Annotated in this window: 10 protein-coding genes; 1 reads left to right on the top strand and 9 read right to left on the bottom strand. The window is 76.9% G+C overall.

Annotated elements, in window-relative coordinates; genetic code table 11:
* The first annotated feature begins 42 nt into the window (after positions 1–42).
* The gene (locus DMH08_RS33745) at positions 43–261 is read left to right on the top strand and encodes a DUF2277 domain-containing protein (protein ID WP_026403462.1); all 219 of its coding nucleotides are present in this window, start codon (positions 43–45) and stop codon (positions 259–261) included.
* Positions 262–315: 54 nt separating this feature from the next.
* On the opposite strand, the gene DMH08_RS33740 is transcribed toward DMH08_RS33745, so the two are convergent.
* The 9 genes from DMH08_RS33740 to DMH08_RS33700 form a co-directional block, all read right to left on the bottom strand.
* Positions 316–1,341 (bottom strand): aspartate-semialdehyde dehydrogenase, encoded by a 1,026-nt coding sequence (locus DMH08_RS33740; RefSeq protein WP_026403463.1) that lies wholly within the window; start codon positions 1,339–1,341, stop codon positions 316–318.
* A gap of 79 nt (positions 1,342–1,420) precedes the next feature.
* Positions 1,421–2,392 (bottom strand): hypothetical protein, encoded by a 972-nt coding sequence (locus tag DMH08_RS40520; protein WP_158642436.1) that lies wholly within the window; start codon positions 2,390–2,392, stop codon positions 1,421–1,423.
* On the bottom strand, positions 2,389–3,627 hold the full coding sequence (locus DMH08_RS33730) for a hypothetical protein (protein ID WP_026403465.1): 1,239 nt from the start codon (positions 3,625–3,627) through the stop codon (positions 2,389–2,391). Before DMH08_RS33730 ends, DMH08_RS40520 begins: the two co-directional genes overlap by 4 nt.
* Entirely contained in the window at positions 3,624–6,380 is a 2,757-nt protein-coding gene (locus DMH08_RS33725; RefSeq protein ID WP_125620105.1) for a hypothetical protein, read from the bottom strand. The genes DMH08_RS33730 and DMH08_RS33725 overlap by 4 nt, the downstream gene beginning before the upstream one ends.
* A gap of 76 nt (positions 6,381–6,456) precedes the next feature.
* Entirely contained in the window at positions 6,457–7,548 is a 1,092-nt protein-coding gene (locus DMH08_RS33720; RefSeq protein WP_125620103.1) for a hypothetical protein, read from the bottom strand.
* Positions 7,545–9,353, bottom strand: coding sequence for a hypothetical protein (locus tag DMH08_RS33715; protein WP_125620101.1), 1,809 nt, complete (start codon positions 9,351–9,353; stop codon positions 7,545–7,547). The genes DMH08_RS33720 and DMH08_RS33715 overlap by 4 nt, the downstream gene beginning before the upstream one ends.
* Positions 9,343–11,880, bottom strand: a complete 2,538-nt coding sequence (locus tag DMH08_RS33710) for an AAA family ATPase (RefSeq protein WP_125620099.1) — start codon at positions 11,878–11,880, stop codon at positions 9,343–9,345. The genes DMH08_RS33715 and DMH08_RS33710 overlap by 11 nt, the downstream gene beginning before the upstream one ends.
* Positions 11,877–13,301 carry a hypothetical protein gene (locus DMH08_RS33705; RefSeq protein ID WP_125620097.1) on the bottom strand — a complete coding sequence of 475 codons (1,425 nt, stop codon included), beginning with the start codon at positions 13,299–13,301 and terminating at the stop codon, positions 11,877–11,879. The genes DMH08_RS33710 and DMH08_RS33705 overlap by 4 nt, the downstream gene beginning before the upstream one ends.
* On the bottom strand, positions 13,298–14,067 hold a 770-nt coding region (locus DMH08_RS33700; RefSeq protein WP_233617963.1), incomplete at its 5' end, for a 4Fe-4S single cluster domain-containing protein. The genes DMH08_RS33705 and DMH08_RS33700, both read right to left, overlap by 4 nt.

The raw sequence follows: 14,067 nt of genomic DNA, 5'->3' as shown, positions 1-14,067 counted from the left end.
GGTTTTCTGGCGGGCTTTGGTGGGGGGTGATGCAATGGAGGTATGTGCCGCAGTATCAAGACGCTTCGCCCGCCGTTTACCGAGGACGCCACCGACGAGGATGTGCGGGCGGCCGCGCTCCAGTACGTGCGGAAGATCTCCGGGTTCCGTGCTCCGGCCGCGCACAACGCCGAGGCGTTCGACCGGGCCGTCGAGGAGATCGCCGCCAGCACGGCCCGCCTCCTGGAGACGCTGGAGGTCCGGGGCGCACGCAGCGCCTGACGGGACGCCGACGGCCCGCGCACACATGGTGCACGGGCCGTGTCGACCTGCGCGTCAGCTCTTCTCGGCGGCGATCAGTTCGGCGATCTGGACTGTGTTGAGGGCGGCGCCCTTGCGGAGGTTGTCGCCCGAGCAGAACAGCGACAGCCCGTTCTCCACCGTCTCGTCGCGGCGGATGCGGCCCACGAAGGTCGGGTCCTTGCCGGCGGCCTGGAGGGGGGTGGGGACGTCGCTCAGCTCGACGCCCGGGGCGGCGGCGAGCAGCTCGGCGGCGCGCTCCGGCGTGATCGGGCGCGCGAAGCGGGCGTTGACCTGCAGGGAGTGGCCGGTGAAGACCGGCACCCGGACGCAGGTGCCCGAGACCTTGAGGTCCGGGATCTCGAGGATCTTGCGGCTCTCGTTGCGGAGCTTCTGCTCCTCGTCGGTCTCGTTCAGCCCGTCGTCCACGATCGACCCGGCCATCGCCAGGACGTTGAACGCGATCGGGCGGACGTACACGTCCGGCTCGGGGAACTGCACCGCGGAGCCGTCGTGGGTGAGCTTGTCGGCGTTCTCGACGACCTTGCGGCTCTGCTCGTGCAGTTCCGACACGCCCGCGAGGCCGCTGCCCGACACCGCCTGGTACGTCGAGACGACCAGGGCTTCCAGGCCCGCCTCGGCGTGCAGGGGGCGCAGCACCGGCATCGCGGCCATCGTGGTGCAGTTCGGGTTGGCGATGATGCCCTTCGGCCGGTTCGCGGCGGCGTGCGGGTTCACCTCGGACACCACCAGGGGGACGTCCGGGTCGAGCCGCCAGGCGGACGAGTTGTCGACGACGACGGCCCCGGCGGCGGCGACCTTCGGCGCGAGTTCCTTCGAGGAGCCCTTGCCCGCGGAGAACAGGACGATGTCGAGGCCCGCGTAGTCCGCGGCGGCGGCGTCCTCGACCGTGACCTCGCCGTCCCCCCACGGCAGCTTGCGTCCCGCGGACCGCGCGGACGCGAACAGGCGCAGCTCGTCGACCGGGAAGGCGCGTTCCGCGAGGATCTCCCGCATCACGCTCCCGACCTGGCCGGTGGCCCCGACGATCCCGATTCTCATGCGACTCCCTACGATCGCTTGACCTGCGTCTCTGCCGTTCACCCTACGCAACGCCGCAAAGCGGCGGTCAAGCCGGGCGTCAGCCCGTCCAGCCGAGGACGGCCCGGGCGCCCTCCTGGGCGCGGGCGTGCTCGTCGAGCGCGCGGCCGAGGGCGGCGTCGATCGCGTCGAGCCGGCCCTCGAGATCGGCGAGGTCGCGGTCGGCGCGGTCGAGCCCCGATTCCTTGATCAGGGAGGGCGGGCCGCCGGAGGCGGCGGCGAGGCCCGCGGCGAGCGCGCGGTCGGCGCGCAGGTAGGCGCGGAGGGGGCCGCGGACCCGGTCGCGGAGGTCCGAGAGCCGCTCGAATCCGCGTTCCGCCTCGGCGAGCCGGGCGCGTTCGCGCTCGGTCGTCCCCTCGGCGTCGTCGAGCCGTTCGCGCAGGCCGGCCAGTTCGGCCGTCGTGTCGGCGGCCTCGCGGAGGGCGTCCCGGACGCGCGGTCGCAGCAGTTCGAGCTGCTCGCGGGTGAGCCGGACGACGCCGTCGGCCGCGTCGCCGACGGCCCGTTCGGCCGCGGCCGACTCGGTGAGGGCGGCTTGGCGGGTCTCGAGCGCGTCCCGCTGGGCGCGCAGGTCGTCGACCTCGTCGGCGAGGCGGCGGAGGCGGCGCAGCTCGGCCACCCGGTCGCGGAGCCGCTCGTGCTCGTCGGCGAGGCCGGCGAGTTCGTCCCGCACCTGGCCGAGCTCGGCGAGGACGGCCCGGTCGGCGGCGAGGTCCGCCCGGGCGGCGGCCAGCGCGGCGTGCCGCTCCCGCAGGTGGTCGCGGACGGGCGCGCCCGGCGCGGCCGCCTGGACCAGGGCGGGGACGCCGCGTTCCAGTTCGGTGATCCGGTCGAGCGCGTCGTCGAGTTCGGCCACCGCCCGGAACGCGGACACGTCGTCGTCCGGGGCGGTGCCGAGGGCGCGGGCCGACCAGTCGGCGGCGAGGCGGAGCGCGGTCAGCGCGGCGACGGGCCCGTCGTCGGCGAGGACGGCGGCGAGGCGGGTCTTGAGGTCGTCCGTGGCTTGGGTCATCGGGCGGCTCCGTCGGTCACGGGGGCGGGCGGAATCGGGCAGGGGCGGGGCTCCCCGGCACCGCCCGCCGGATACAGCACGAGGGCGCCCGGCCCCGCGTGGGACGGGCGCAGCCCCAGCAGGTACTCGCCGGGCGGGACGTCCGGCGGCGGGAGGGCGACGTCGCGGCCGTCCACCCGGACGTGGAACGGCGCGGTGCCCCGGTCGGGGATCTCCACCCGGACGGGCCGGCCCTCGTGCCGGGCGATGTCGGCGCCCGGGTCGAGCGGCACCTCCCGGACCTCCAGCAGCCCGCGGCGCAGGCGGTGCAGCGGCAGCGTCACGGCCGGGCGCGCGGGCGGGGCGGCGGTGACCGCGCCCGCCGCGATCAGCAGCGCGCCGCGCACCGCCGCCGCCGGGCCGAGCCGGGACGGGTCGGGGAGCCCGAACGTGTCCGCGAGCACCCGTCCCGCCAGCGGGAACATGCCGAAGCCGCCCGCGAGCGCGACCCCGGCGGGCGTCCCGTCCAGCACCCGGCGGACGACGTCGGTGAGCGCCTCGGCGGTGTCGGTGAACGCGCCGACGAGCGTCCCGGCGGTGATCTCCGCGTCGCCCAGCCGGTAGACGGGCGCCTCCCGGTAGCGGGGGTGCGTCCACGCGCGGGACAGGACGGCCGCCGCGCGGCGCGCCTGCCGGGTGCGGGCCTCGGCGAACAGCGCGTCGAAGGCGGGCACGGGGGTCGCGGCGGCGACGGCCTCGGCGAACGCCCGCCCGGCGACCCGGTGCCGGTCGGCGACCGCGACGGCGTCGGCCCGCACGGTCCCGGGGCCGGCCGCGCAGCGCGCCGCGGCGATCGTCCGGGCGCCGAGGTCGCAGACGAGCAGCGGGCCCTGGACGGACGGCGCGGCGCGGCCGTCGTGGGAGGCGGCGGCGGCGATGCAGTCCACCTGGTCGAGCCAGGTCACCTGCCCCCAGCCCAGCTCGGCGAGCAGGACGCGGCGCAGCCGCTCGTGCGCGCGGACGCCCTCGGCCGTCCCGTCCAGCCAGCGGGCGGGCATCGTGACGGCGATGTCGCCGAGCGCGCCGGGCGCCCGCTCGCGTCCGGTGGCGAGCAGCTTGGACAGGAAGACGGGCAGGTCGGCGGGGTCCGGGGTCGGCTCCACGACGGTCGCGAGGGGGCGCCCGCCGGGGCCGCCGACGGCGAGCGCGGTGGTGGCCGAGCCGACGTCCAGCGCGACCGTCAGCTCCCCGCTCATCCGTCGCCCGACCTGCGCTTGCCGCGTCCGAGGCCGGGCAGTCTCTTCCCGCGCCCCCGCTTCGCTACGTGGTCGATCCGGTCCTTGGCCTCGTCGAGCCGGACCCGGACGGGTTCGGGGGGCTGCCACGCCTCGTCGCCGAGCGCCGCCGTCTCCAGCAGCAGCGCCCGGCGCGAGATCTGCGCGCTGAGCGCGTCCGCGAGCGCGTCCCGGAACTCCGCGGCCGCGGCGGGACCCGGGGCGCCGTCGAGGACCGCCCGGACGAGCTGTTCGACCCGGCTCGCGGCTTGCGCGGCGTCGTAGCGGCCGCCGACCTCGTATTCGACCCGCCGCGCCAGTTCGAGGATCTCGCGCGTGGTGAGGGGCCTGCCGAGGTCGGCGAGGTGGCGGAGCGCGTCCGGGGCCGAGCCGCCGACGAGCACGCTGGCGAGGTAGGCGGCGGCGACGTCGTCCATCCCGGAGTCCGCCCTGATCCGCCCGAAGGCGCCCTCGGTGGACGGCGGGGCGGTGCCGTTGCCCTGCCCGTACAGCGGCGCTATGGCCGGGCCGGGGGCGGGGCCGTGTTCCGCCATCGGGTCACCCGCACTCGGAGGCGGCGTGAACTGGACGGCGCCGTGCCCGCGCGGGGCGGCGTGCTCGGCCCCACCGAAGGCGGACGGCGCGCCCCCCTGCGCCGCCGGATGGGCGGCCTCGTCCGGCACCAGCAGCGCGCGGAGCGGGCGGTACGCGGGACGGTACGCGAGCAGTTCGTCCGGCGGTTCGGTGGCCAGCACCGTGGCCAGCGGATCCCAGTCCCGGTCGACGCTGCCGACCAGGTGCCGGGCGAGGTTGAGCACGTTGTCGGCGCCGGCGGTTCCGGCACCGGCCCAGGGGCGCATCCGGAGCGCGTGGGCGAGCCCCACCACCAGCTGCTGCTCCATGCCCGGCGTCGGACGGTGCCGCCACGCCTCCAGGAACCCGTCCTCGTAGCCCCGGAAGTCGGCGTGGCCCACCGTGTCGGCCAGGAAGCGCGCGGACGACCCCAGCATGAGGAGCACGGCGTCCGACGCGCCCTGCGCCCACGGGTCGGGCGGCTCGGCCCGGTTCAGCGTGGCGGCGGCGAACTCGCAGGCCGCGCGGGACGGCTCGCCGTGCCGCCCGAGCCAGTCGACCAGTGCGGGGAGGACGCACCGGAGCCGCTCCAGCCGCGCCGCCACCCAGACGAGCGCCGCCACCATCGTCCGCTCGGTCTGCGCCATCCCCCCGATGGTCTCGACGGTGACCTGCCGACCGTCGAGCACCGTCCGGAACGGGTCCATCAGGTCGCCCCGCACGTTCTCGAGCCAGGCCACCCAGGCCGCGACGCGCCGCTCCCCCGCGGTCTCCCCGATCAGCAGCGCGGCGGCCACCCCGCGATCCTCGACCACGTTCACGACGAGCGGGGAGAAGATCTCCTCCGGCCGGAACGGGTCCACGGCGTCCCGGATCAGGTCGGCGACCATCGTGCGCGCGGCCCGGTACTCGGGGCCCTGGAGGTCGGGGTCCGCCCCCCACCGGACGAGTTCCGCGAGGAACTCCCCGGCGAAGCGACGGCGCCGGGCGACCTCGAGGTACCGCGAGATCCGCCCGTCCGGCTGCTCCCGCCACAGCAGCACGGCCGCCGCCTCCACCAGCGCCGCCAGCGGGTCGCCGGGGCCGCCCGGCGGGGCCAGGTCGTCCCAGCGCCGCTCGATCAGTTCGAGGTCGTCGGGGTCGGCGGCCCGGACGAGGTGGTCGAACACGCGGGGCCGGTCGGCGGGGTGGAGTTCGTGGATGCGCTGCCCCCGCACGAGCCGCCGCACGTCGTGCAGGTTCGCCCGGCCCGCCCGGACGGCCGCGGCGACCTCGCTCGGCCATTCCACGTCGGCGAGGCTGCGCAGCGCGTGCCCGGGGTCGCTGAACTCGCAGGGCGTCCCGTCCGACGCGAGGTAGGAGACCAGGCCCGCGAGGTCCGGGAAGCGGTGGTTCAGCAGCTTGTGCAGGTGCCGCAGGTAGTCGGTGGCGGTCGGGGAGAGGCGGACCGGTTCGTCCGGACCGTGCCAGGACAGTTCGCGGTTGCCGCCGCGCGCGCGCCGGGTGAACAGCAGGCGGATGTTGGGCGCCGGGCCCGTCGCCCAGGTCGCCCCGGTGAACCCGGCGCGGTACCCGTACGGGAGGAGGGCGGCGACGGCGTCCAGGAACGCGAGCCGGTCCCACAGGGTGGCGTCGCCCGCCTGGACGACGTCGACGTTCCCGTCGAGCAGCATCGCGGCGGCCCGCATCACCCGCTCGGTGCCGAACCGCTCGATGTCGCGGGCCGGCGCGACCGGGTCGTACTGCGGCAGGACCAGCTCGACGCCGCCGGTCGGGCCGCCGTCCATCGGCAGGTCGAGCCGCTGCACCTCCCGGAACAGCGCCGTGTACGAGACGGGCTCGGCCTGCACCTGCCGGTACGGGACGCACACGTACTTCGTGAACGCGACCTGGCGGCCGGCGCCGTCGCGGTGCTCGCTCCACGTCTCCACGGAGATGCCGAGGTACCGGTCGGGCTGCTCGCCGACCCAGCTCACCGCGACCCACGGCAGCGCCCCTTCGCCCGCCGTGTGCGCGGGCGGGGTGCCGAGGGCGTAGCGGTGCAGGATCTTCCCGTAGGACGCCCGGTCGTACGGCTCCCGGCTGAAGTTCAGCACCCCGTAGTCGTCGCTGCTGCCGGGGCGCTTGCCGACCAGCGCCCAGCCCGCGGTCACCCGTGCCATCGCTGCCGGCCTCCCGTCTCCCGGTGTCCCGTCCCCGTGCGTCCCGCCGCCGGACGTTCCGGACTCGTCGCCACGGTCAGTGCCCGGTGCCGTTCGCCGCGCCGTCCAGCCGCCGGCCGAGCCACAGCACCGGCTCGACCACGTTGATCGGCCACACCTTGCCGCGGATCTCTATGCCGCCGTCGGCGTTCTTGGCGACGTTGCTGTAGTCCTTCTCGGTGAACCGGTCCGAGTCGCCGAGGTAGAACCCGACCGCGGACGTGGCGAAGTACCGCACCCGGTCCGGATGAAAGTACTTCTGGATGCTGCTCAGCACCAGGTCCGCGTTGCCGACCTCGGAGTCGCGGCACAGCTCGGCGAAGAAGTGCCCGGCGGAGTCCTCCCGGACGCGCGGCAGCATCTGCGGCGAGTCGTCGTAGGTGAGGTACCCGCCGACCCGCGCCTTCCGGTACACCTCGGGCGCGTCGAACTTCGTGACGCACACGGCGAGGTGCTGCGGCAGCCGGTCGTCCACCGAGCCGCGGTCCCGGAACACCTGCCGGGACAGCTTCAGCAGCGTCCGCTGGAAGTAGCTGTAGGAGTCGCCGCGGCGGCGCTCGCGGGTCGGGTCGAACAGGTAGACGATCCCGTCGCACCCCGCGAGGTGCTCGATGACGTCGTCCTCCTCGATCTCGGACGGGCGCTCGTCGGGTTCGTCGAAGCCGAGGTTGTCGCCGCCGCCCGCCATCGCCTCGCCGGGGACGCCCTTGCTGGCGAAGACGGCGCCGGGCGTGTCGACGAGGTCGATGTTGAACTCCATCGGGACGGCCTTGGTGCGGCGGCCGAACCTCTTGCCCGTCTCGACGGTGGTGGTGCCGCGCAGCGTCCAGCTCAGCGGGTTGGAGAAGCGGGTCGCGGGCGGGAACTGGCGGTGCTGGGTGAGCATGCTGGTCTGGGTGTCGAGGAAGTCGTTGGACTCCTCGTTGACCCCGAACAGCATCCACTGCTCGGGGCTGCGCAGCACCGCGACCTGGAGCGCCGCGAGGAACGTCGTCTTGCCGCTCTCCGGCGCGCCCCACAGGCCGATGCGGCGCAGCTCCCGCACCGGCCGCTCCACCCGGGGCGGGTTCGGGCCGGGGCCGTTGGGCCCGCCCTGCGGGGGCGGGGCAAACTGGGAGGATTCGGTCACCGGGCACCTCGTTCCGGATCGGCCAGCGGAAGGTCGAGCGTCTGCGGCGCGGACGGCAGGAGGCCGAGGCCCGCGCCGAGCCGCGTCGTGTCGGTGTCGTCGAGATCATGCCGGAGGAGCGCGCCGAGCTCCGCCCACGCCCGGTGGTCCGGGTCGGGGGCGCGGGCCGCGTCCACGACGACCGCGCACTCCACCCCCGCGCGGACGAGCCCGCCGAGCGCCGTCCGCCAGGACAGCTCGAACTGGCACGGCAGCACGTCGTCGTCGCCCTGCACCGCCGGGTGCGGGGGGCGGGCGCCGACCGTCAGCAGGACGGTCCGGGCCGCGCGCGCCGCCGGCGGCGGGAGCCGGCCGGCGACCTCGTGCAGGACGTCCTCGACGGGCGCGGCCTCCGGGTAGGCGACCGGCGACGCCCGCAGGCCCGACAGGGCCCGGAGGGCTTCGGCGGGCGCGGCGAGCCAGGCGCCGGACACGGTCTTGCGGCGCTCCCGGCCGCGCCCGTAGGCGTGGTCGCCGTAGCCGAACACCGCCGCCCGGACCAGGCCCGGCCGGGGGTGGGACCCGTAGCGGAGGTCGAGTTCGGCCAGCAGGTCGCGCAGGAGGGCGAGGCGCCGCGCGACGGCGGCGCCCGGGCCGCCCAGCTCCACCGCGCAGATCAGGTCGACCGGTTCGGTGAGGATCTCCAGCCTGTCGGGCACCCCGGCGAGCAGGTCGGGGAGCCGGGCGGTGACGGGGCTCAGCGGGCCGGGGGCGGTGAACCGGACGGCGCCCGGTCCGTCCAGGACGGCCCGCACGTCGGTGCGTCCGGCGGCGGGCAGCTTCGCGGCGCCCGCGGTGAGGACGGTCCAGCCGTCCGGGGCGGCGGCGACGGCCGCGAGGACGGTCGAGTCGGCGTCCCCGGGCGGCCGGGCGAGCGGCACCGCGCTCTCCGCGCCCGCCCGGCTCCCCGCCGGGAACAGCGGGAGCAGCCGCGGGCGGAGGCGGCGGGTGCCCGGCTCGACGCCCACCGCGAGGAGTCCGATGTCGTGGGGGGACGGGAGGGCGGCGAGGAGCGGGGCCAGCAGGTCCGACACCGTCCGGGACCCGGCGGGGACGACCCGGGCGCGGCCGTTGGCGCGCCGCAGGATCCGCACCGTCCGGTCCGGAACGGGCCAGCCGATGTCGCGGTGCACGAGCAGGACGTCGTCGCCCGGGTCGCCGAGCCGCGCCGGGAGCGCCTCCCGCAGCGCCCGCCACAGCATGTCGCGGTCGACGTCCGCGAGGCCGCCCGCGAGCTGGAAGCGCCGCTCGTCCGGGTCCCGCGACAGCATCGGCAGCGCCGCCTCCCAGGCCAGCGCGGTGTCCGCCGCCGGGGGCACGCGCGGGACGCCGAGCGCGTCCGGCTCGATCCGGACGACCGTCAGCCCGACGTCCGCGCCGACCTCGGCGACGACGAGGGCGCGCCCCCGGCGCGGCGGCTCCAGCGCGGCCGCGAGCTGCGCCGCCAGGGCGTCGTCCGACACCGGCGGCGCCGCCGCGATCCGGGCCGCCTCCGCCCACTCCCGCTCGGTTGGCTCCCCGCCCCGCACGAACGGCGCCGCGGACCGCCCGGCGCGGACCGCCGCCCGCAGGTCCCGTTCGCGGCGCGCCGCGGCGAGGCGCGCCTCGAAGTCGCGGACGTCGCCGGCGCCGGGCGCCCCGAGCCGCCACCCGCCGTGCAGCGGCCACCGGCACTCGGCGCACAGCGTCTCCTCGTGCGCGATCGGGCACCCGCAGACCGGGCACCCCGGCCGCCCCCGCGCCTCCGCCGGCCGGTCAGCACGCATCGGGCACGTCCTCGGGGAGGAAGGTGTCCACGTCGGCGTCGTGCGCGTCTGCGGTGCGGGCCGCGAGCCGCGCCTCCATCGCGGGCAGCAGCCGCTCCCGGACGGCCCGCGCGTTGCCGAAGTCGCCCGGGCGGGCGCGGCGCTCCGCGGCGAGCCACGCCATCGCGCGCACCCGGGTCGCGGACGGGACGCGGTACCCCTCGTCCGACGCCATCGCGTCCAGGATCCGCACCAGCTCCTCCGGGGAGTAGTCGGGGAACTCGACCTCCTGCGTGAACCGGGACCGCAGACCGGTGTTCGCCGCCAGGAACCCCCGCATCTCGCCCGGGTACCCGGCGGCGATCACCGTGAGGCGGCCGCGCAGGTTCTCCATCTCCTGCGTCAGCGTGTCGAGCGCCTCGCGGCCGAAGTCGCGGCCGTCGTCGCCGCGCGCCAGCGCGTACGCCTCGTCGACGAACAGCACGCCGTCCAGCGCCTCTTGGACCTTCTCGCGCGTCCGCGGCGCGGTGTGCCCGACGTACTGCCCGACGAGGTCGGCGCGGCCCGTCTCCACCACGTGCCCCTTCGCGAGCAGCCCGAGGTCGCGGAAGATGCTCCCGATGAGCCGCGCCACGGTCGTCTTGCCCGTGCCCGGCGGGCCGAGGAACAGCAGGTGCGGCGCGACCACCTCGCCCTTCCCGCGCCGCTGCTTCAACCGGATCTGCTGGACGAGCGACCGGACCGTCCGCTTCACCGGGACGAGCCCCACCATCGCGTCCAGCTCGGCGAGCAGCGCCTCCAGGCGGGGGACGTCCGGGCGCAGGTGCGTCCGGAGCCGCTCGGGCAGGTCGGCGGACTCCAGCGGACGGTCCACGGCGGCGCGCGTCCGGACCGCCCACCGGCGCTTCAGCTCGTCGGCCAGGTTGCGCATCTCGCCCGCGTTGCCGAACCCGGGGCCGCGCGTGCGGTGCATCCCCTCGACCGCGCGGCGGACGTCGGCGTCGAACCCGTCCGTCCAGTCCAGGCCCTGTTCGCGCAGCCGCCCGAGGACGATCCCGGCGAGCGTCGCCGCGTCGTAGTCGGGGAACGTGATGACGTTCGCCTCGGGGAAGCGGCGGCGCAGGCCGGGGTTCGCGTCGAGGAACTCCGCCATCCGGTCCGGGTAGCCGGCGGCGATCACGACGAGCCGGTCGCGGTCGTTCTCCATCCGGGTCAGCAGCGTGCCGATCGCCTCCCCGCCGAACCCGTCGCGCTGGTCGGCCAGCTCGTACGCCTCGTCGATGAACAGGACGCCGTCGAGCGCGCTGTCGATGACGGCGCCGGTCTTCTGCTTCGTCTCGCCCACGAACTGCCCGACGAGCGCCGCCGCGCTCGCCTCCACGAGCTGCCCGCGCCGCAGCACCCCCAGCTCCCGGTACATCTCGCCGACCAGCCGCGCCACCGTCGTCTTGCCCGTCCCCGGATTCCCCGCGAACACCAGGTGGTGCGCGGCGGGCTCGGCGGCGCCGCGGCCCTGCTCCCGCATCCGCGCCTCCGCCTCGATCAGCAGCCGCATCTCGGCGAGGCGCTCCTTGACCGCGTCCAGCCCGGCGAGCGCGTCGAGCCGCCGCCACACGTCGCCGCCGCGCCCGGCGGCGGACACGATCCAGCCGCGCTCGCGCAGCACCGCCGCGTCCAGCGGGACGCCGTCGGCGGCGAGCCGCCGCAGCCGCCGCTCCCACACCCGCACCGGCTCCCCGGCCGCCGCCATGGCCCGCACGACCTGCCCGAGCCCGGCCCAGTCCCCGATCCGCAGCCGGCCCCCGCCGCCGGTCAGGCGGACCGCGTGGACGAGGCGGGCGAGTTCCGTCTCGTCCGGTTCGCCGACCCGTCCGGGACGGTCGCCGCGGGCCGCGAGGCGCCGGATGTTCTCCTCCAGCGTCGGGAACCGCCGGAGGTCGCGGACGAACTCGCGCAGTTCGTCCAGCGACGCCCGCCCCGACACCAGCACGCACTTGTTCTGCGCGCTGCCCCGGTAGGCGACCCATTCGGCGAACACCGTGGCCAGGGCGCGGCCCGCGCCGGTGTGGCTCAGCACCTCCTCGGCGTGCAGCACCACGACCGCCGTGCGGACGGCGTCCTGCCGCATGAGGTGGTCGAGGGTCATGACGGCGTGCGCGTCCGTCATCCCGGACGGCGCGGACGGCGCGGACGGCGCGTCCGGTTCGGGCGCCGCGTCCGTGACCACGCGGTCGCCGAGCGGCCCGGCGAACCCGGGACGCATCCGGCGCTTCCCCCGCGCGCCCGCGGCACCGCCGTCCCCCGGACGGGCGAGGCGGCGCGACTCGGCGTCGCGGAAGTAGAGCTTGCGCTGCAGCGAGTAGAAGACGATCCGCTCGTATCCGGCCGCGTGCAGGGCCTCCCACAGGGCGATCTCGATGCCGTACGCGCGGTGGGCCTCGTCGACGAACGCGTCGTCCGCGCAGGGGCCGTGCACGATCGTCACCGGGTCGCCGTCCGCCGCCGTCCCGCGCAGCGCGGCGAGCCGTTCGCCGGGCGCCGCGCTCACCGCCGCCCGTCCGTGCGGGAACGCTCCGCCTCGGCGGCGCCGCCGGCGCGGTCGGTGAGGCCGTCGGCGCGGGCGGTGAGGCCGTCGGCGCGGACGGCGTCGAAGTCCGCGAGGGCCGGGTCGGGGCGGGACGCGTCGGCCGCGGGGTCGCCGACCGGCAGCCCCCGCTCCCGCAGCCCCGTCGCGATCTCCCGCGCGCGCTCCGCCAGCTCCTCCTCCGAGGCGGTGTCGCGGTCGAACGACAGGATCCGGACCGACAGCTCCCCCGGCCCGCCGTCGTCGTCGTCGGCGTGCGCGACCTCGATGACGATCTCGTTGTCGTTGAGGTGCCGCAGTTTGCTGTAGAACGCGGCGCGCTCGTCGTCGCCCGCGTACGTGTTCTCCGCCCAGGCGAACCCGGTGGCCTCCTCGACGGCGTCCACGACCTGCTCGGCGACGTTCACCCGGGCCTGCGACGCCAGCAGCGCGGCGGACGCGCGCACCACGACCGCGTCGAGGCGGCGCTCCAGCTCCGGCGCCTCCCGCCGGACGACCTCGCGCAGCTCGTCCGTCCCGGGCGGCTCGCCGGTGTCGCGCAGCGCCTCCGCGCGGGCCTCGATCTCCGCGCCGAGGCGGGACAGGTCGCCCTCCGACCAGTGGTCCACGTCGAACGTGACACCGTCGAGGAGTTCGCCGGCCGCGCCCGGCGCGGGAAGCGTCGCCGCGAACCTGACCCGTTCGGCGGCGATCGTCAGGGCGTCCAGCGCCGCCACCCGGGCCGCCTGCCACTCCTGCTCCAGCAGCACCAGCTCCGCGCGCAGGTCGGACAGGTCGAGGAACGTCTCCTGGAGCAGGCTCAGCGACTCGCCCGCGAGCCCGCCCGCGACGTTCGCCTCGGCCGTCGACAGCCGCCGGTCCAGCGCGTCGAGCCGGCCGGGCGCGAACCGCTCGTGGGGCAGCTCGGCGCGGATCACGTCCCGCATCAGCCGCGCGTCGTCGAGGACCCGCCGCGCGGCCGCCGCGGCGCGGTCGCGGTCGGCGCGCAGCTCCTCCAGGCCGCGGGCCAGCTCGGCGTTCTGCGCGCGCCGCTCCGCCCGCTCCGCCGCGACGGCCGCGCGGACGCTCTCGGCCTGCTCGGCGCGCAGGTCCGCGACGGCCTCGGCCATCCGGCCGCGCATCCGGTCGGCGTGCTCGCGGAGCCGCCGCGCCGTCCGCCGCTCGGCCTCCTTCGCCTGCTCGCTCAGCCCGCCGAGCGCCGCCTCCACCCGCTCCTGGCGGCCGGCGACCTCCCCGAACGCCCGGTCCAGCTCGGCCCGATGCTCCCGCCGGACGGCGTCCAGCAGCTGCGGCACGTCCCGCCGGACGGCGTTCAGCCGGGCCGCCGCCCGGTTCGCCTCGCGCCACGCCCGCTCGTCCACCGTGATCCGCTTCGCACCGCTCACCGCGCGCTCCTCTCCCCGCCGTCGCACCGCCCGGACGGCCCGGCCCACTCGGATGTGACGCCGGACGCGGCCGGGGTGTTCACCGCTCGTGCGGGCGGCGCGACGCCCGGTGGGTCCGGGGCCGGGTACGCCGCCGCGATCGCCCTGCTCGGCACCCCCACGTACAGGGCCGCGCGGTCGCGGACGCGCACCTCGACGCGGCGCGGGCCGTCCGCGAGCGCCGCCGCGTGCTCCCGCAGCCGCCCGGTCAGGTGGTGGACGCGCTGGTTCGCGCTGCCGCGCAGCCCCCGGTCGTCGTTGCGGCCCGCGACGTACAGGCCGTCGATCAGCACGTCGGCCGCCGCGAGCAGCTCCGCCACGCCCGGCCCGGGCGGGCGGTCGCGCAGCCGCTCCAGCCGGTACCCGGTGAAGCAGATCAGCGTCAGCTCCGGGCGGACGGCGCGGGCCGCCCGGGCGGCCTCGGCCAGCCCGGCCGCCTGCGCCATCGGCTCGCCGCCGGAGAACGTCAGCCCGGTCACCGCCGGGTCGGCGAGCAGCTCCGCCGCCAGGTCCGCGGGGGACACCCGCCGGGCCGGACGGTCCGGGATCCACTCGGGGGCCAGGCAGCCCGGGCAGCGGAACGGGCAGCCCTGCACCCAGACCGCCGACCGCGTGCCGGGCCCGAGCGCGCGGGTGCCCACGCACGTCTCCGCGACGTTGAGCGGCTGGTGAGGGGGCATGGGCGACCGTCCGGTGAGGGGCGACCGGATGACGAGCAACCGGAAGG

Origin of the sequence: Actinomadura sp. WAC 06369, assembly GCF_003947565.1 — a bacterium.
GTDB classification, from domain to species: domain Bacteria; phylum Actinomycetota; class Actinomycetes; order Streptosporangiales; family Streptosporangiaceae; genus Spirillospora; species Spirillospora rifamycini.
This window is presented reverse-complemented; position numbering and strand designations above follow the sequence as displayed.